Raw genomic sequence first — 16,071 nt, forward strand, 5'->3', positions numbered from 1 at the left:
ATTCAGGCGGCAGTCGCCGAGGGCTGTGCTGACGGAGGCCGCACGCCCTTGCGCCAATCGGTGATGGTGCAGCCGAAGCGGCCGCGAAACCAGCGCGCCATGGCGCTCTGCGCGGAGAAGCCGAGCTGCACCGCGATGTCGGCCAGAGGCCGGGCGGGATCCTCGATCAGCTGGACCACGAGATCGGCGCGTTGCGCGTCCAGGATGGCCGAGAAGCTTGTGCCCGATGCGGCGAGGCGCCGGTGGATGGTGCGGCGGGTGCAGGCCAGATGCTCGGCGACGCGCTCGACCGTGCAATCGCCGCTGGCGAGCAGGGTGCGTACCACCTCGTCGACCTTCGCCTCCCAGCTGGCCGGCCTGGTCTCGATCGCCTCGATCCGCTTGCGCAAGTAATTCGCGATCAAGGGATGCGCGCTCGGAATCCGGCGCTCCAGGTCGTGCGCCGACAGCAGGATCGCATCGTCATCCGCATTGAAGGCCACCCGGCAGCCGAAGAAGTCGCGGTAGCGCTTGCGGTCGTGCGGCGGCGGGTAATGCAGATGCACTTCCAGCGGCCGCCAATCGCCGCCGAACAGCGACTGGATGATGCGGTGGACGCTGCCGAGCGCCATGTCGATCGACTGCCTCGGCGCGCGCGGCTGCCGGCCGCGCAAATGCAGCGTGATGGTCACGGTCCGTTTGTCGCGCATGACGTCGAGCCGCATGCCGTCATGATGGATGTGAATGAAACGCGAGAACGCCTCGATCGCTTCGCCGACGGTCGCCTGTTCGCGCACGATCAGGCCGACCGCGCCGAAATTGGTGAGGCCGCCGCGCTCGGCGAGACGCAGGCCGAAATCCTCGGCACCGGACGCCGCCGCCGATAATTCCAGCAGGCGGCGCAGGCCCGTGACGGCGATGGGGATGTCCGGCTTGTCGAGGCAGGCCAGCGGCAGCCTGACCTTGCGCATCATCTGGTTGGGGTCGAGCCCGACCGACCGGGCGACCTCGGGGTAATAGCTCAAGCCTGCGCTGCGAATGAGGTCGGTCATGCGACCCGTTCCTGCCAGCCATTCCCGCAGATGTCCCGAAATGTAAAGTTTCTGTCTCAATCCGTCAAATCCGGGAACCGGGTGGCGCATACATAAGAGAAACCGAAGCACTGGCGTGAATGCCGTGCGCACGACGGCGGGGCGCGACGGAGCCTCCGGCCGTCTCGGCCATTTGACCAAGACATTGCTGGATCGGGACTATGCCGGGGAACATGCTTTCCAAGGGCGAGGTTTTCGTCATCGACACTGACGCCGCCTTCCGCGAACAACTTTCCGCCGCGCTTGAGCAGAGCGCCTATGACGTGATCTGCTTTGCCGATGGCGCGTCTCTGCTCTCGGAAGCCAAGGCCCGGATGCCGGCCTGTGTGCTGCTGGAGATGCCGCCGGATCGCTCCGCTCTCGACGTGCTCAGGCGGTTGCGCGAGGAGAATTGCATGGCGCCGGTGCTGGTGACGTCGGCGAACGGCAGCATTGCCATGGCAGTCGACGCCATCAAGAGCGGCGCGACCGACTTCATCGCAAAGCCGTTCCGGACCCACGACATCGTCGGCCGGATCGATGCCGCCATCGATGAATTCGCGCAACCCGGCGCGATCCGGCAACGCTGGCTGCCGGGCTGCGAACCTCTGACCGCGCGCGAAGCCGATGTGCTTGAGCATCTTGCCGCCGGCCTCACCAACAAGGGGATCGCCCGGCGGATGCATCTGAGCGCGCGGACGGTCGAAGGTTACCGCGCCAGCATCCTGAAGAAGGCCGGCGCCAAGAACGTCACCGATCTGCTCCGGCGCATCTTCGGCCAGGGCTCGTAGACCCAGGCCTGAAGCTGCCGGGATCACCCGAGCGTTCCGCGGCCATGGTGCCGCCGCGGCGGCGCCCCATGGATACCTCAATCGAACCAGTTCCTTCCCTGCCGCGTCCAACCACGATGGCGAGGCATTTCATCGCGCGCGTCCGGCTGGCGGCGCGGCGATACCGGCAGGAGGGACTTCATGCGCATCACCGCCAGATATTTGGCAACCACGGGCCTGGTCCTGGTGACCACGGCCCTCGCGTCGCCGTCATGGGCGGCCAACGTGGACGCCACGTCGGCGATCGACACGGTGACCGTCTATCCCGACGGCGCCACCATCACCCGCGTCATTTCCTTGGATCTGGCCTCCGGCGATTCGACGCTGGTCGCCAAGGATTTTCCACTCTCGCTCGATCCGTCGTCCCTCCGCGTCGAAGGCGAGGCGGGCGCCAAGCTCACCATCGGCACGATCGATGCGCGCCCGCCGAAGGCCGCGCCGCCGGTCAACCAGCCCGAGCTCGACAAGCGCCTCGAAGCGCTGAGGGATCAGCGGGCCGACCTGCAGGGTGCGATCGACTCGGCCAATGCCCGGCGCAAGTTCGCGCAGCATTTTGCAGAAGCTTCGCCGGCCGGCCTCGGCGAGAAGGGCGAGGCGCGCCCGATCGCCGAATGGCGCGCGGCCTTTGCCGCGGTCGCCGAGGAGGTCGCGACCGCCGACAGCGCAATTCGCGATGCGACGCGAAAACAGCGCGAGCTCGACCGCCAGATCGCGGAATTGGAAGCCGAGCGCTCGGCCAAGCCGCCGAGCAAGCTGGAAGTGCGGATCGACGTCGCCTCGGCCGCCGCGACCAAGGCGACGCTGCGAGTGACCTATGCCGTGCGCAACGCACGCTGGGTGCCGCTCTACGACGCCCGGCTCGACACCGGCGCCAGGGATCGCAAGCCGCAGCTCGAACTGGTTCGTCGCGCCGAGGTGACGCAATCCACCGGCGAGGACTGGTCGAACGTGACGCTCGGCGTCTCCACGACCCGCATCAGCCGCGGCGGCAGTGCGCCGGAGCTGCATTCGCTGATCGCGCAATATCCGCAGGTACCGAAGCCGCTGGCAGCAGGTTCGGTCTCCGATCTGGCGCGGCCCGCGCCAATGACGCGCCAGGCGCAATCGCCCGCCATGGCCAAGATCGCAGAGGCGGCCGAGTCGCGCGAGCGGGCGGACGAACAGCAGGCCATCGCCGAGATCGGCGACTTCCAGGCGACCTTCAGGATTCCCGGCCGCGTCAGCCTCGGCGCCGCCGAGGGCGCCAAGAGCCTCCGCATCGCTTCGGTGAACGTGCCCGCCGATCTCGCGGTGCGCGCCGCGCCGGTGCTGGATCCGACCGCGTTCCTCGAAGCCAGCTTCAAGCAGACCGACGACACAACGCTGCTGCCCGGCAAGGTCGCGATCTACCGCGACGGTACCTTCGTCGGCCGCGGCAAGATCACGGCGTCCGCCAAGGACGACATTGTGCGGCTCGGTTTCGGCGCCGACGACAAGGTCAAGATCGAGCGCGCCGTGCTCAAGCGCAACGAAGGTTCGGCCGGCCTCTTGGTCACGACGTCGAAGACCGACGAGCGTTCGTTCAAGACCACGATCCGCAACGGCCATGATTTCCCGATTCGCGTCGCGATCGAGGATCAGCTGCCGGTCAGCGAGAACGAGGACATCGTCGTCGAGTTGCTGCCCTCGAGCACCCAGCCGACCGCAACCAACATCCGCGACAAGCGCGGCGTGCTGGAATGGTCGTTCGACGCCAAGCCCGGCGAGGCCCGCGACATCAACTTCGCCTGGCGCGTCCGCTGGCCGAAGGACAAGAGCATGGTGATCGTGCCGGCGGGGTAGAGGTGGTGCCTTCACCTCTCCCATAGGGAGAGGTCGAAACGCATCGAAGATGCGTTTCGGGTGAGGGGTTACATCCTCACGTGTCGCTGCGGCCCCTCACCCGGATTGCTGCGCAATCCGACCTCTCCCCGCTGGGGAGAGGTGAGGGGCAGCCCGCATCGACTGCGGCAGCACATACGGCACGCCGTCAGCCTGATGCACGAGAGCGTCGATCTCGAAAATCTCCCGGATCCTCTCGCGTGTGACGACATCGGCGCGGGGGCCGTCCGCGGCGAGCCTGCCGCCGGCCAGCACGACCAGTCGGTCGGCAAAGCGGATCGCGAGATTGAGATCGTGCAGGATCGCGATCACGGCGGTGCCGGCAGCCGCTCGGCGGCGCGCCGCTTCGACGAGATCGATCTGGTGACGCAGATCGAGGCTCGAGGTCGGCTCGTCCAGCAGGAGGAGGCCGGGACCATGCTCGGCCTCGCCGCAGGCGAGCTGCACCAGCACGCGGGCGAAATGGGCGCGCTGCTGCTCGCCGCCTGACAACGTCGGCAATTGCCGCTCGCGGAAATGCGACAGGCCGACCTCGTCCAGGGCGGCATCGACGAGCGGGCCAGCCTCGCGCAAGCTGCGCTCGCCCGCGCCCATCAGCACGATCTCCTCGACGGTGAAGGGAAAGGTGACGTTGATGTGCTGGGACAGCATGGCACGGCGCGCGGCGAGCTCGCGCGGCGTGAAGCTACCGATGTCGCGCTGCTTGAGCCGCACCTCGCCGGCGCTCGGACGGAGATCGCCGGAGAGCAGCCGCAGCAGCGTCGACTTGCCGGCGCCGTTCGGGCCGATGATGGCGACGATCTCGCCGGCCGCGACCGTCAGGCCGACGCCGTCGAGCAATGTCGCGCGGCCGGCGCGCTTGCCCAAGTGTCGTGCCTCGAGCACCGCTGTCATAGCGCTGCGAGCCCGCGCTGCCGCAGCAGGATGAAGAGAAAGACGGGTGCGCCGACGGCCGCGGTCAGGATGCCGATCGGCATCTCCGCCGGCGCGACGATGGTGCGTGCCAGCGTGTCGGCGCCGACCATCAGGATCGCGCCTGATAGTACCGAGGCTGGCAGCAGCAGGCGATGCGCAGGGCCGATGACGAGACGGAGCAGGTGCGGCACCACGATGCCGACGAAGCCGATGACGCCGCTGATCGACACCGCGACGCCGGTCATGGCCGAGACGATCACGATCGAGATCCGCTTCAGGCGCTCGACATCGACGCCGCCGTGAAAGGCATCGGCCTCGCCGAGCACCAGCAGGTCGAGACCGCGGGCGATGAAGGCGCAGGCCGCGAGTCCGGCGATGAGGATCGGCGCGAGCACGGCGGCCTTGGTCCAGGTTGCGCCGCTCATTGAGCCCAGCATCCAGAACGTGATGTCGCGCAGCTGGCGATCGTCGGCGATGAAAACCAGCAGCCCGATGCCCGCATTGGCGATCGCGGTGATGGCGACGCCGGCGAGCAGGAAGATCGCGATCGAGGTGCGCCCCGACCGACTGGAGATGCCGTAGAGGATTGCGGTGGTCGCCAGCGAGCCCGCGAAGGCCGCCAGCGGCAACAGCTCGGTCTGGAGAAAGCGCAGCGCCTCGCCGAAGCGGGAATCGGTGAAGACGATCGCGCTTGCGGCCGCGAGCGCGCCGCCGCTGGAGACACCGACCAGGGCGGGATCGGCGAGCGGGTTGCGGAACAGCCCCTGCATGATCGCGCCGGCCGCAGCAAGCAGGCCGCCGATCATCGCGGCGGCCGCGATCCGGGGGATGCGGATCGACCACAGCACGAGCTGGTCGCGTGCCGTCATGGCCGTGCTTTCGCCGGCCAAGCCCAGCGCGGCAGGCAGCCGGGAGAGCGGGATGCCGGCGGCGCCGACCGTCAGGGCGGCGATCGCGGTGATCGCCAGCACCACGAGCAGAAGGGGAATTGCGAACGATGCGGCCCGCCGTCCCGCGCGGCGTCGCGCCCTCCGTGCTTCGATGCCGACGGCCACGCTCATTGCCGGCAATTCGCCGTCGACAGCGCCGACGTGAACGCGCCGCCCGCAGCCAGGGCCGGGTAGAGCTTGACCGAGAGATCGCGCGCCGCCGCCGCGGTGCGCGGCCCGAAGCCGAGTAGATAGAGCCCATCCATGGTGATGAAGCTTTTGTTGGCCGCGACCGGCGTCAGCGCAAAGCCGGGGTGCGTGTAGACTGCATCGGCCTGCAGCGATTCCTTGCCGCGCTCGATCGACAGCACGACATCGGGCTTTGCGGCCACGATCGCCTCGTCGCCGATGGTCTTGTAGCCGTCGTAATCGTCGACCGCGTTGGCCGCGCCCGCCAGCTGGATGATCTCGTCGGCCGCGGTCTTGTGGCCCGCCACCATCGCCCGCCCGTTCTGGAGCGACATCACGAACATCACGCGCACCGGCTTCGTCACCTTGGCGCGCAGAGCGCGGAGCTGCGCAAGATCGGCGCCGACCGCGGCGCTGAGACATTCGGCACGCGCATCGACGCCCATGGCGTGGCCGACCAGCTTGATCTTCTCGATCAGGCCTTCCTCGGAGAAGGTCTCGGGCACCAGCACCAGCGGCACCTTCGCCGTCTCCAGGATGTCCATGGTCTCGCGCGGGCCCGAGCCCTGGATCGCCAGGATCAGCGTCGGGTTGAGACCGAGCACGCCCTCGGCCGAGATCTGGCGCATATAGCCGACATTGGGTTTGTCGTGCAGCGCCGCCGCCGGATAAAGGCTCGTGGTGTCGACGCCGACCAGCCGGCTTTCCAATCCCAGCGCATAGAGGATCTCGGTGATGGCGCCGCCGATCGACACCGTGCGGGCAAAATCGGCAACAGTGACGTCGCGATTGCGCGCGTCATGCACGGTGATGCCCGCGGCGTGCGCAGCAGACGCGAACGCGATTCCACCGGAGAGCAGAAGACTGGCGAGGGTGCGGCAAGATGTCATTGCAATTACTTCGTCAGGATCAGCTTGTTCTGCGAGGTCAGGCGGAGACGATAACTGTCCTCGCCATGCGCAATGATGATCTCGCGCTCGGCGGCAAACAGCTCGCGGCTGTCGATACGGCTCCCGCGCATGGTGAGCGTTCGCGTTGTTGCAGAAGGGCTTTGTGCCGGCCCTGCCGCGCTGCCGCTGCTGTCTCCTGATGTTGCTGACATAGTCGGTGTGATGCGCTTTCGAAAACTTGGAGTACCGCCCGTTTGTATAGGCGGCGCCAAGCGCATTCCAACGTTCGCAGTTTACAATCGATATAAACTGCAACCTGATGTCATTGACCGTCAGAGTGTTGCCACGTAACCATTTCTGGCAGCGGGGAACTTGCCCGCCTCTCGAGACAATCAGCCAGCCAGTCGCTCGCGTTGCGAGCGCACGCCAGCCAGACGACATCAAAAACTAAAGTGAAGTGCAGGCTGGGGCTGATATGGCTGACGGGGCTAGGTTTGCGCGCGCCCTGATTTTGGGCGCGTCGGTGGTTTCAATTGCGGCAATGACGGCGGAAGGCAGTCTCGCGCAGACCGCATCGCCGCAGAGTGAAAACGCGTCCTCCGAACGACCGAAACAGGCCAAGCGCAAGCCTGCGAAGCCGCAAGTCGCACAGCAGCCGACGCCTGACGCCCTGAATGCGCGCGCCCAGGCTGGCAGCACGGCACCCGTTCAGGTGCTCGACACCATCACGGCTGCGGCGACCAAGACGGAAGAGCGCGCCGTCGACGCGCTGGCGCCGGTCAGTGTGGTGTCGTCCGAGCAGATCGAAGCCCGCCAAGCCAGCACCATCGGCGATCTCATATACAACTTGCCCGGCGTCTGGGTTCAGAATCGCGGCGATGATCCGGCCACCTCGATCAACATTCGCGGCCTCCAGGATTTCGGCCGCGTTGCCGTCGTGGTCGACGGCGCGCGGCAGAACTACCAGCGCACCGGTCACTTCGCCAATGGTTCGTTCTTCCTCAATCCGGAATTGATCAGCGGCATCGACATCGTGCGCGGGCCGACCGCGAACATCTACGGCTCCGGTGCGATCGGCGGCGTGGCCTCGTTCCGCACCAAGGACATCGAGGACGTTGTCCGCGTGGGAGAGCGCTGGGGCGTCGACGTGAAAACCATCCTCGGCAGCAACTACGGACGCGCACTCGGATCCGCCTTTGGCGGTGTTCACGTCAATCCCAATGTCGACGTGTTCGCAGGGGGTACCTATTCGACGCAGGAGAGCTACAAGGACGGTACTGGCTATGAAGTCGCAAACACTGGCAACCGTCTGAGTAGCGGCATCGCCAAGCTGACGGTTCGTCCGGCCGACGGCCACGAAGTCAAGCTCGGCGCCATCTTCCAGGAGGACATCTTCAGTGTGGGCCAACCACCGCGGCGCGCGGGCGATCCCAATTCGACCAATGCGAACGGCACAAACAATCTGAGCGGCACATCCATCTACGCGTCCAACGTGAAGAATTACACCACGACGCTCGGTTGGAAATACGCGCAGCCGGACGATCAGTGGTTCGACTGGGATGCCAAGATCTACTGGAATCGCACCGAGAACGACCAGATCAAGACCCGGCACACCACTGCGACGCCCTCCGTTTATTGTGGCGGCGTGCCCGGCAACGCCGTCTCGGGATGCATCGGGAGCAATCGCGGATACCTGCTCGATACAATCGGCATCGATGTGCACAACACGACGCGCTTCGAAACGGGAAGCTGGCGCCACGCGGTGACTTACGGTCTGGATGCGTTCCAGGACAAGGTGTCATCTCAAGACAGGACCGGTACATCCGAGGTCACGACCCCCGGCGGTCAGCGCACAGTATCGGGCGGCTTCGTGCAGTGGAGGGCGAACTACACCTCGATGCTCGAGGTGATCGGTGCGCTCCGTTACGACAATTATCAGCTTTCCTCGGCGTCGTCGTCGTCGTCGGGCGGCGATCGCCTCTCGCCGAAGATCACCGTTGCTCTCGTTCCGACCGCTGTGGTGACCCCCTATGCCAGCTACGCGGAAGGCTATCGGGCGCCCTCGATCACGGAGACGCTGGTGAGCGGGCCACATGCCGGCGCGACGGTCAACGACTCGTTCTTCCGTTGTCCGTCGGGCACGCCGGGACCGGGCGCGGATTCGACCTTCTGCTTCGTGCCCAATCCAAACCTGCGCCCCGAGATCGGCAAGAACAAGGAGATCGGCTTCAACATCAAGAAGAACGATCTCTTCACGGCGGGCGACACGCTGCGCGGCAAGATCAACGTGTTCCGCAACGACATCAGCGACTTCATCGATCAGGTCGCTTACGGAAACCCGCTCGTGGTCCCGACCGGGCCGCCACCGGCACCGTCGATCACGGTGCTTCCGTTCCTGCAGTATCAGAACGTGGCGTCCGCGCTTATTCAAGGCGTCGAGGCCGAGGCGATGTATGACGCGAACCTGTGGTTCTTCGGCCTCTCCGGGACCTATCAGAGCGGAAAGAATCTCCAGACCGGCTTCGGCCTCTACAGCATTCCGCCGCAGAAGATCACGACGACGGCCGGCGTGCGTCTGCTCGACCGCACCCTCATCCTTTCGATGATGTGGACGTCGGCAATCGCCAACTACGACATCCCCAGGACCTACACGCCGGCGACGTCGTACGATCTCGTCAATCTTTACGCGCAGTATCACCCGACGCGCGATCTCACGCTCAACTTCTCGGTCGAGAACCTCTTCAACCGCTACTATCGGCCGTACGCCATTCCGGTCGGTAGCACGGGTGACACGCAAAATGACGTGAAGTGGGCGAGCGCCGGTGCCGGGCTCGTGATCAAGGGAGGTCTCAAGTACCACTTTGGCGGCACCTGAGGGAGACACCGGAGGTTCTCTCCAGGGATGCCGAGCTGATCTCGAAAGCCACGCTGATGCGTCAGCGTGGCTTTCGATCCGTCATGAAAGATCCGATCGGCAATTGCCGATCTACAAGTCACAGGAGAAAAGTCGAATGTTCATCGCTATGAATCGTTTCCAGGTGAAGCCCGGCTCGGAAGCCGCGTTCGAAACCGTCTGGCGGACCCGCGAGTCCTATCTCGGCAGCATGGCGGGCTTCGTCGAATTCCATCTGCTCAAGGGGCCGGTCGCCGAGGACCACACGCTGTATTCCTCGCATACCGTGTGGGTCGACAAGGCGGCCTTCGAGGCCTGGACGCGCTCGGAGGAATTCCGCCGCGCTCATGCGCGCGCCGACAACAAGACCGGCGAGAGCCTCTATCTCGGTCATCCGAAGTTCGAAGGCTTCGAGGTCATCATGACCGAGCGCAAGGCGAGCGCGGCGGCCTGATCGCGGCCGATCACGAAGGGAAGCCGGACATGCTGAGCACCGAACTCGCCGATCTCAAGGCGTACATGGCCGACAATCCCGGCGCGGTGGTCGAGGACGTTGCGCGCGAGCGCAAGGTCACCCCGCGCGCGGTGATCGAGGCGCTGCCGCCGTCCATGGTGCGCATGGGAGGCGGCGAGCATTTCCCCGCCGCCATGCAGGACATTTCGGAATGGGGCGAGGTGACGCTGATCGTGCACACCGATGACGCGATCTTCGAGTTCACGGGATCGATCCCTGCGGGCGAGGTCGGCCGCGGCTATTTCAACCTGATGCAGCCGAAGGGCCTGCACGGTCATCTCCGCCACGAGCGCTGCGCAGGAATTGCCTTCGTCGAGCGGCCCTTCATGGGCAAGATGTCGGCCTTCGTCGCCTTCGTGAACGCCGACGGCGGCATCATGTTCAAGGTCTTCGTCGGCCGCGACGAGACGAGGGCGCTGCGGGCGGATCAGCTGGCACGGTTCCGGCAGCTTGCGGACCGGATCGCGCCCGCACTCTAGTTTGCTTCAACGGTCGGGAGATCAGGATGCAGAGCAAGTCCAGGCTTCGGCATGTGGTCCCAGCAATCGCGCTGGCTCTCGCGCCGGCTCCGGCCTTCGCGATCGACGCGGCGCTGTTGCCGCGCAATCTGTCGCCTTGGGGCATGTTTCTCGGTGCCGACATCGTCGTGAAGGTCGTGATGGTCGGCCTCGCCATCGCCTCGCTGGTGACATGGACGGTGTGGCTCGCCAAGACCGTCGAGCTCCGCCGCAAGGCCTCGCTCGCCGTGCAGCGGACACGTGCCCTCGAGGGCAACATGACGCTGGCCGAAGCATGCGCACGGACCGGCGACGCGCGCGATGCGGTCGCGCAGCTGATCCAGTCCTGCGCCAGGGAGGCCGAGCTCTCCGGCGGCATCGTCGATGACGGCCTGCAGGAGCGCATCGCGTTGCGGCTGGAACGGGTCGAGGCGGCGATGGCCCGGCAGATCGCGCGCGGCACCGGCGTGCTCGCGACCATCGGCGCCATCGCCCCGTTCGTCGGTCTGTTTGGCACCGTCTGGGGCATCATGAATTCGTTCATCGGCATCTCCGAGAGCCATACCACCAGTCTTGCGGTGGTCGCGCCCGGCATCGCCGAAGCGTTGCTCGCGACCGCGCTCGGTCTCGTCGCCGCGATTCCGGCGGTGGTGATCTACAATCACCTCGTCCGCGGCATCGCCAATTACCGCGCTTTGCTCGGCGACGCCTCGGCGCAGCTCATGCTGCTGGTGAGCCGCCAGCGCGACCACGGCCATTTCCGTCTGGCGCGAGCGGCGGAGTAGGTCATGGCCGCCAGGCTCGGGACATCGAAGCTCGGCTCGCGCGGCGATGCCGGCGAGCTCGAGGTCACGCACGAGATCAACGTCACGCCGTTCATCGACGTGATGCTCGTGCTCCTGATCATCTTCATGGTGGCGGCGCCACTTGCCACCGTCGACATCGGCGTCGATCTGCCGGCAACGGCGGCCGAGCCGGCACCACGGCCCGACAAGCCGGTCTTCGTCACGGTCAAGCCGGACCTTTCGATCGCGGTCGGTGAGGATATCGTCGCTCGCGACGTGCTCAGCACCTCGCTCGATGCCGCCACCAAGGGCCGCAAGGACGAGCGCATCTATCTGCGCGCCGACAAGGCCGTCTCCTATGGCGAGCTGATGGAGGTGATGAACACCTTGCGCAACGCCGGCTATCTCAAGGTCGCCCTTGTCGGCCTCGACGGACGCAGCTGATGGCCGCGAATGCCTTCGCCCTGCACGAGCCGCTCGGCGAGCGCGACGGCGCGCGCTGGGGCCTTTCGGCGGGCGTGATCGTGGCGCTGCATGTCGCCGCCGCGCTGCTTGCAATGAGCTGGCTCAGGACGCAACCCGAGCAGGGCGTCAGCCTGCCCGCGATCATGGTCGACATGTCGCCGGTGACATCGGCGCCGCAGTCGACGCTGGACGACGTCGCGCCGGGGCCGCTGATGCAGGAGGCGGATGCCTCGCCGCCGGAGCCGGTGCAGCGGCAGGCCGTCGAGGAGACCATCGCGCCGACGCCGCCGCAGGAAAGGCCGGAGGTGGTCGCGCCGCCGGAGCAGAAGCTCGAGCCGACGCCCGCCAGGCCCGAGCCGGCGAAAATCGTGCCGGTCGAAAAGCCCGCGCAGGAGAAGCCGAAGGTGGTTCGACGTGAGGCAAAGAGGCCGTCGGACGCAATTCCGGCGCCGCGCACCAGCGCACCGCCGCGCGCCGAGCGTGAGGCGCCCATGGCATCCGCCATGAGTGCGGGTGCGACGGCCGCCGCGGTCGCATCCTTCAACCAACGCGTTCGCGCGCATCTGATGCGCTTCCATTCCTATCCGGCCGGCGGCGGCGGCCAGCGCGGCGTTGCAAGGCTCAGCTTCACCATCAGCCGCAGCGGGCAGGTGACGTCGAGCCGCCTCAGTGGTGCGTCCGGCATCGCCGCCTTCGACGCCCAGGCGATGTCCATGCTCCGCCAGGCCTCGCCGTTCCCGCCGATCCCGGATGAGATCAAGAACGGCGCGATGAACTTCACGATTCCGGTGGCATTTACGGTGAGGTAGCCCTCGGTGTCATGCCCCGCGAAGGCGGGGTATCCAGTATTCCAGAGGCAGCGAGATTCACTACTGCGGCGTACTGGATCGCCCGGTCAAGCCGGGCGATGACAATGAGGGTGGGGCGCTCACTTCGCCTTCAGGAAATCCGCGACCTCGAGCAGCACGAATTCGTTGTCGTCGGCCTTGTTGGGATCGCGGCTGGAGGAGAACGGCAGGTTGTTGTCGTTGCCGACGATGATGTGGGTGTCGTCGACGCGATCGACGTTCTCGATGGTGAAGAACGGGAAGGTGTAGACGCCCTCGTTGAGCGGCTTCTTCGCCTTCTTGTCGGGATCCCTGATCTTCATCAGGTCGATATAGCCGATTTTGCGCACGGGCTTGCCGACATTGGCGTCGGTCAGCTCGATCTTGTAGACACGCTTGAACTTGGCGAGGTCGGGGAAGCAGTTCTCGCCGCGCTGGCCTTGCGGGCAGGCCTTGTCGGCCGTGCCTTCGCCGTTGTCGCGCTCGATGACGAGGCCGGAGGCCTGGTCGATCATGTTGAAGTCGCCGATGGCGTTGCCGTTCTGCTCGAACACATATTGCCAATAGCGGCCGGTGAATTTCTCCGCGGCGACGTCGAATTCGAGGATGCGGGAGGCTTCCTTGCCGTCGACCTTCTCCCAATCCTTCTTCTCGGCATCCCACAGCGGTCCCTCGAGCAGGCCGTAGAGGAACTTGCCGTCCTTCGACGCGGCGAAGCCCTCGTAGCCCTTGGAACGGCGGAGATTGACGTTGGTGTAGGTCGCGCCCGGCGCGGCCGGCGTTCCCACCGCCCAATTGTCGGGCGAGCGCACCGGCTTGCCGTCGGCCACCGTGTCGAACACGCCGAGGATTTTGCCGGATTTGTCCGCCTTCAGGATATAGGGGCCGAATTCGTCGCCGATCCAGAAGGTGTCGCCGACGATCTGGAAGCCTTCGGTGTCGAAATCGGAGCCGGTGAGATAGCGCTTCTGGGTGTCCTCATGCACGATGCGGAACGGCACGCGTCTGTCGGGATCGTGCAGGAAGATGGTCTCCAGCCGCTCGATCTTGCCGCTGGCCCAATCCATCTTGTAGCGGTTGAGGTACAGCATCGAATCCGGCGAGTTGGCGCGCGCGCCCATGCCGTTGTCGGTGAGGACCCAGAACGTGCCGTCGGGCATGGTCTTGATGCCGGAATGGCCCTGCAGAGGCTGGCCCTTGAACGGCAGCGACACGCCGGTCGGACGTTCAAAGGACTTGCCCATGACGGTGCCGGGCGCGTCGACCCGCTTGCCGGTGGTATATTTGCCCGCCGCCTTGAGATCGGCGGGGGCATCGGCCGGCGCCTCGATGAACGATTCAGCCGGCATCACCACGTGGCCGGCGAGCTTGGCGGGGAATTCGCCCTCGCTCTGCGCGAGCGCGGTGCTCGCGGTGAGAATCATCGTGGCGACGGTGCAAAGAAAAGTCGCGCGCATGTGCGTCTCCTGTTGGCGGACGCAACGCTTATGCGGATCGCATGTTGCAGGATTGTGAAGCCGGGCCAAAGGCCGCAGCTTCGTCTACTCCTTTACCGCCCCCGTCAGCGATGACACGTAATAATCCACGAACAGCGAGTAGAAGATCGCGACCGGCAGCGAGCCGAGCAGCGATCCCGCCATCAGCGCGCCCCATTGATAGACGTCGCCGGTGACGAGCTCGGTCAGGATCGCGACCGGCACGGTCTTGTTGGCGCCGCTCTGGATGAAGGCGAGTGCGTAGATGAACTCGTTCCAGGACAGCGTGAACGAGAAGATGCCGGCCGAGATCAGCCCGGGCACCGCGAGCGGCAGCGTGATCCGGCGCAGGATCTGCAGGCGCGTGGCGCCGTCGACCAGCGCGCATTCCTCGAGCTCGTAAGGAATCGACTTGAAATAGCCGATCAGGAGCCAGGTGCAGAACGGCACCAGGAAGGTGGGATAGACCAGGATCAGGGCCAGTGGCGAGTCGAACAGGCCGAACTGCACCACGACGGTCGCGAGCGGAATGAACAGGATCGACGGCGGCACGAGATAGGCGAGATAAATGCCGAGGCCGACATAGGGACTGCCGCGGAAGCGCAGGCGCTCGATCGCGTAGGCCGCCAGTGTGCTCGCGATCAGCGACAGCGTGGTCGAGCCGATCGCGACCAGCATCGTCGTCTTCAACCATTGCGGATAGGCGGTGTTAAACAACAGATGCTTGATGTGCGCCAGCGTCGGCGAGGAGATCCAGAACGGGTTGTTGTCCCGGTAGTTCATCAGCTCCGCGTTCGGCTTGAACGAGGTGATCGCCATCCAGTAGAACGGAAACAGCAGGATCAGCACGAAGCAACCGAGCGGCAGGTAGATCATCATCAGCCGCCGCAGCCCGGAATCCCAGGCCATGGTGTCGGGTGGCGCCTTCGCGTCGGCGACCGTGGAGCCTTGTGCGACGGTGTCAGTCATTGGCCTCTCCTTGCTGCCATTTGCGGCGCGCCAGGCCGAAATAGGAGAACAGCGTCGCGAACACCAGGAACGGGATCATCGACACTGCGATCGCCGCGCCTTCCCCAAGCTCGCCGCCGGCGATGCCGCGTTGGAACGCCAGCGTCGCCAAGAGGTGGGTCGAGTTCACCGGGCCGCCGCGGGTGATGGCGTAGACCAGCTGGAAGTCGGTGAAGGTGAAGATGATCGAGAACGTCATGACGATGGCGAGGATCGGCATCATCATCGGGAAGGTGATGTAGCGGAAGCGCTGCCAGGCGCTGGCCCCGTCGAGCATTGCGGCCTCGTAGAGCGAGGGCGAGATGGTTTGCAGGCCCGCCAGCAGCGAGATCGCGACGAAGGGAATGCCGCGCCAGATGTTGGCGGCGATCAGCGAGAAGCGCGCCGGCCAGGGCGAGCCGAGGAAGTCGATATTGCTCGACTTCCAGTGCAGAACGTCGACCAGGAGATACGAGATGATCGAGAACTGCGGATCGTAGATCCACCAGAACGCCAGCGCCGAGAGCACCGTCGGGACGATCCAGGGCAGCAGCACGATGGCGCGCAGTAGGCTCTTGAACGGGAAATGGTTGTTGAGCAGCAGGGCGAGCCAGAAGCCGAGCGCGAATTTCCCGACGGTCGCCACCCCCGTGTAGAACACGCTGTAGAATACCGCGTTCCACCACAAGGGATCGGTCAGCAGGTACTGGAAATTCTCGAGCCCGACGAAGATGCCGCGCCGGCCGATCGTGGTGTCGGTGAAGGCGAGCCAGACGCCGAGGCCGAGCGGGTAGGTCAGGAACACCGAGAGCAGCCCGAGCGCGGGCGCAAGGCACATCGCGATCAGGAACGGCTTGTAGTCGAACAGCCGCACGATCCAGTTCGGCTGCCGTTGTGCCAGTGCGGCGGAGGAGAGGGTGGTCACGGACATTAGTGTGTTGTCCTGTTCTTGAAATTCAACACGCC

The 16,071-nt window shown here is 65.6% G+C and carries 16 protein-coding genes; 8 read left to right on the top strand and 8 right to left on the bottom strand.

The features are described 5' to 3' along the window. Positions 1-2: 2 nt before the first annotated feature. On the bottom strand, positions 3-1,031 hold the full coding sequence (locus ACNJYA_RS07180) for an AraC family transcriptional regulator (protein ID WP_439402292.1): 1,029 nt from the start codon (positions 1,029-1,031) through the stop codon (positions 3-5). Between the two features lie 200 nt (positions 1,032-1,231). Between ACNJYA_RS07180 and ACNJYA_RS07185 the strand changes: the two genes are divergently transcribed. Further along, positions 1,232-1,840 carry a response regulator transcription factor gene (locus tag ACNJYA_RS07185; protein ID WP_172784719.1) on the top strand — a complete coding sequence of 203 codons (609 nt, stop codon included), beginning with the start codon at positions 1,232-1,234 and terminating at the stop codon, positions 1,838-1,840. A 180-nt stretch (positions 1,841-2,020) separates the two neighbouring features. After that, a complete protein-coding gene (locus tag ACNJYA_RS07190; RefSeq protein WP_439365769.1) occupies positions 2,021-3,700 on the top strand; it encodes a mucoidy inhibitor MuiA family protein in 1,680 nt (559 codons plus the stop codon). A 96-nt stretch (positions 3,701-3,796) separates the two neighbouring features. Here the strand turns inward: ACNJYA_RS07190 and ACNJYA_RS07195 are convergent, their stop codons facing one another. From ACNJYA_RS07195 to ACNJYA_RS07210, 4 genes are read right to left on the bottom strand one after another with little or no spacing between them, the layout of a single operon-like run. After that, a complete protein-coding gene (locus ACNJYA_RS07195; protein WP_439365770.1) occupies positions 3,797-4,633 on the bottom strand; it encodes a heme ABC transporter ATP-binding protein in 837 nt (278 codons plus the stop codon). Continuing rightward, positions 4,630-5,715: a FecCD family ABC transporter permease gene (locus tag ACNJYA_RS07200; RefSeq protein ID WP_439402293.1), complete on the bottom strand. Its 1,086-nt coding sequence runs from the start codon at positions 5,713-5,715 to the stop codon at positions 4,630-4,632. The genes ACNJYA_RS07195 and ACNJYA_RS07200 overlap by 4 nt, the downstream gene beginning before the upstream one ends. Further along, positions 5,712-6,662: a heme/hemin ABC transporter substrate-binding protein gene (locus tag ACNJYA_RS07205; RefSeq protein WP_439402294.1), complete on the bottom strand. Its 951-nt coding sequence runs from the start codon at positions 6,660-6,662 to the stop codon at positions 5,712-5,714. The genes ACNJYA_RS07200 and ACNJYA_RS07205 overlap by 4 nt, the downstream gene beginning before the upstream one ends. 5 nt (positions 6,663-6,667) lie before the next feature. Then, the gene (locus tag ACNJYA_RS07210) at positions 6,668-6,874 is read right to left on the bottom strand and encodes a hemin uptake protein HemP (RefSeq protein ID WP_246504594.1); all 207 of its coding nucleotides are present in this window, start codon (positions 6,872-6,874) and stop codon (positions 6,668-6,670) included. Positions 6,875-7,137: 263 nt separating this feature from the next. On the opposite strand from ACNJYA_RS07210, the gene ACNJYA_RS07215 reads away from it, so the two are divergent. From ACNJYA_RS07215 to ACNJYA_RS07240, 6 genes are all read left to right on the top strand, one after another. Beyond that, a complete protein-coding gene (locus tag ACNJYA_RS07215) occupies positions 7,138-9,537 on the top strand; it encodes a TonB-dependent hemoglobin/transferrin/lactoferrin family receptor (protein ID WP_439402295.1) in 2,400 nt (799 codons plus the stop codon). A 136-nt stretch (positions 9,538-9,673) separates the two neighbouring features. Further along, positions 9,674-10,009, top strand: coding sequence for an antibiotic biosynthesis monooxygenase family protein (locus tag ACNJYA_RS07220; protein WP_035998838.1), 336 nt, complete (start codon positions 9,674-9,676; stop codon positions 10,007-10,009). Between the two features lie 29 nt (positions 10,010-10,038). Beyond that, entirely contained in the window at positions 10,039-10,548 is a 510-nt protein-coding gene (gene hutX, locus ACNJYA_RS07225; RefSeq protein ID WP_439402296.1) for a heme utilization cystosolic carrier protein HutX, read from the top strand. Between the two features lie 26 nt (positions 10,549-10,574). Beyond that, positions 10,575-11,351 (top strand): tonB-system energizer ExbB, encoded by a 777-nt coding sequence (gene exbB / locus ACNJYA_RS07230; protein WP_439402297.1) that lies wholly within the window; start codon positions 10,575-10,577, stop codon positions 11,349-11,351. Positions 11,352-11,354: 3 nt separating this feature from the next. After that, the gene (gene exbD / locus ACNJYA_RS07235) at positions 11,355-11,795 is read left to right on the top strand and encodes a TonB system transport protein ExbD (protein WP_172784711.1); all 441 of its coding nucleotides are present in this window, start codon (positions 11,355-11,357) and stop codon (positions 11,793-11,795) included. Further along, positions 11,795-12,625, top strand: coding sequence for a TonB family protein (locus ACNJYA_RS07240; protein ID WP_439402298.1), 831 nt, complete (start codon positions 11,795-11,797; stop codon positions 12,623-12,625). Before exbD ends, ACNJYA_RS07240 begins: the two co-directional genes overlap by 1 nt. Before the next feature lie 119 nt (positions 12,626-12,744). On the opposite strand, the gene ACNJYA_RS07245 is transcribed toward ACNJYA_RS07240, so the two are convergent. The 3 genes from ACNJYA_RS07245 to ACNJYA_RS07255 form a co-directional block, all read right to left on the bottom strand. Next, the gene (locus tag ACNJYA_RS07245; RefSeq protein WP_439402299.1) at positions 12,745-14,100 is read right to left on the bottom strand and encodes an esterase-like activity of phytase family protein; all 1,356 of its coding nucleotides are present in this window, start codon (positions 14,098-14,100) and stop codon (positions 12,745-12,747) included. A gap of 84 nt (positions 14,101-14,184) precedes the next feature. Continuing rightward, positions 14,185-15,087, bottom strand: coding sequence for a carbohydrate ABC transporter permease (locus tag ACNJYA_RS07250; protein ID WP_212254314.1), 903 nt, complete (start codon positions 15,085-15,087; stop codon positions 14,185-14,187). Further along, positions 15,080-16,036: a carbohydrate ABC transporter permease gene (locus tag ACNJYA_RS07255; RefSeq protein WP_439402300.1), complete on the bottom strand. Its 957-nt coding sequence runs from the start codon at positions 16,034-16,036 to the stop codon at positions 15,080-15,082. The genes ACNJYA_RS07250 and ACNJYA_RS07255 overlap by 8 nt, the downstream gene beginning before the upstream one ends. Between the last annotated feature and the right edge of the window lie 35 nt (positions 16,037-16,071).

The organism is Bradyrhizobium sp. BLXBL-01, assembly GCF_051853025.1.
Classification (GTDB): domain Bacteria; phylum Pseudomonadota; class Alphaproteobacteria; order Rhizobiales; family Xanthobacteraceae; genus Bradyrhizobium.

Excerpts from the sequence above, each read along its gene's own strand:
- ACNJYA_RS07200 (WP_439402293.1), bottom strand. The coding sequence starts at position 5,715 with ATGAGCGTGGCCGTCGGCATCGAAGCACGGAGGGCGCGACGCCGCGCG.
- ACNJYA_RS07195 (WP_439365770.1), bottom strand. The coding sequence starts at position 4,633 with ATGACAGCGGTGCTCGAGGCACGACACTTGGGCAAGCGCGCCGGCCGC.
- ACNJYA_RS07185 (WP_172784719.1), top strand. The coding sequence starts at position 1,232 with ATGCCGGGGAACATGCTTTCCAAGGGCGAGGTTTTCGTCATCGACACT.
- ACNJYA_RS07255 (WP_439402300.1), bottom strand. The coding sequence starts at position 16,036 with ATGTCCGTGACCACCCTCTCCTCCGCCGCACTGGCACAACGGCAGCCG.
- ACNJYA_RS07205 (WP_439402294.1), bottom strand. The coding sequence starts at position 6,662 with ATGACATCTTGCCGCACCCTCGCCAGTCTTCTGCTCTCCGGTGGAATC.
- ACNJYA_RS07245 (WP_439402299.1), bottom strand. The coding sequence starts at position 14,100 with ATGCGCGCGACTTTTCTTTGCACCGTCGCCACGATGATTCTCACCGCG.
- exbB (WP_439402297.1), top strand. The coding sequence starts at position 10,575 with ATGCAGAGCAAGTCCAGGCTTCGGCATGTGGTCCCAGCAATCGCGCTG.
- ACNJYA_RS07250 (WP_212254314.1), bottom strand. The coding sequence starts at position 15,087 with ATGACTGACACCGTCGCACAAGGCTCCACGGTCGCCGACGCGAAGGCG.
- hutX (WP_439402296.1), top strand. The coding sequence starts at position 10,039 with ATGCTGAGCACCGAACTCGCCGATCTCAAGGCGTACATGGCCGACAAT.
- ACNJYA_RS07240 (WP_439402298.1), top strand. The coding sequence starts at position 11,795 with ATGGCCGCGAATGCCTTCGCCCTGCACGAGCCGCTCGGCGAGCGCGAC.
- ACNJYA_RS07215 (WP_439402295.1), top strand. The coding sequence starts at position 7,138 with ATGGCTGACGGGGCTAGGTTTGCGCGCGCCCTGATTTTGGGCGCGTCG.
- ACNJYA_RS07210 (WP_246504594.1), bottom strand. The coding sequence starts at position 6,874 with ATGTCAGCAACATCAGGAGACAGCAGCGGCAGCGCGGCAGGGCCGGCA.
- ACNJYA_RS07190 (WP_439365769.1), top strand. The coding sequence starts at position 2,021 with ATGCGCATCACCGCCAGATATTTGGCAACCACGGGCCTGGTCCTGGTG.
- exbD (WP_172784711.1), top strand. The coding sequence starts at position 11,355 with ATGGCCGCCAGGCTCGGGACATCGAAGCTCGGCTCGCGCGGCGATGCC.
- ACNJYA_RS07220 (WP_035998838.1), top strand. The coding sequence starts at position 9,674 with ATGTTCATCGCTATGAATCGTTTCCAGGTGAAGCCCGGCTCGGAAGCC.
- ACNJYA_RS07180 (WP_439402292.1), bottom strand. The coding sequence starts at position 1,031 with ATGACCGACCTCATTCGCAGCGCAGGCTTGAGCTATTACCCCGAGGTC.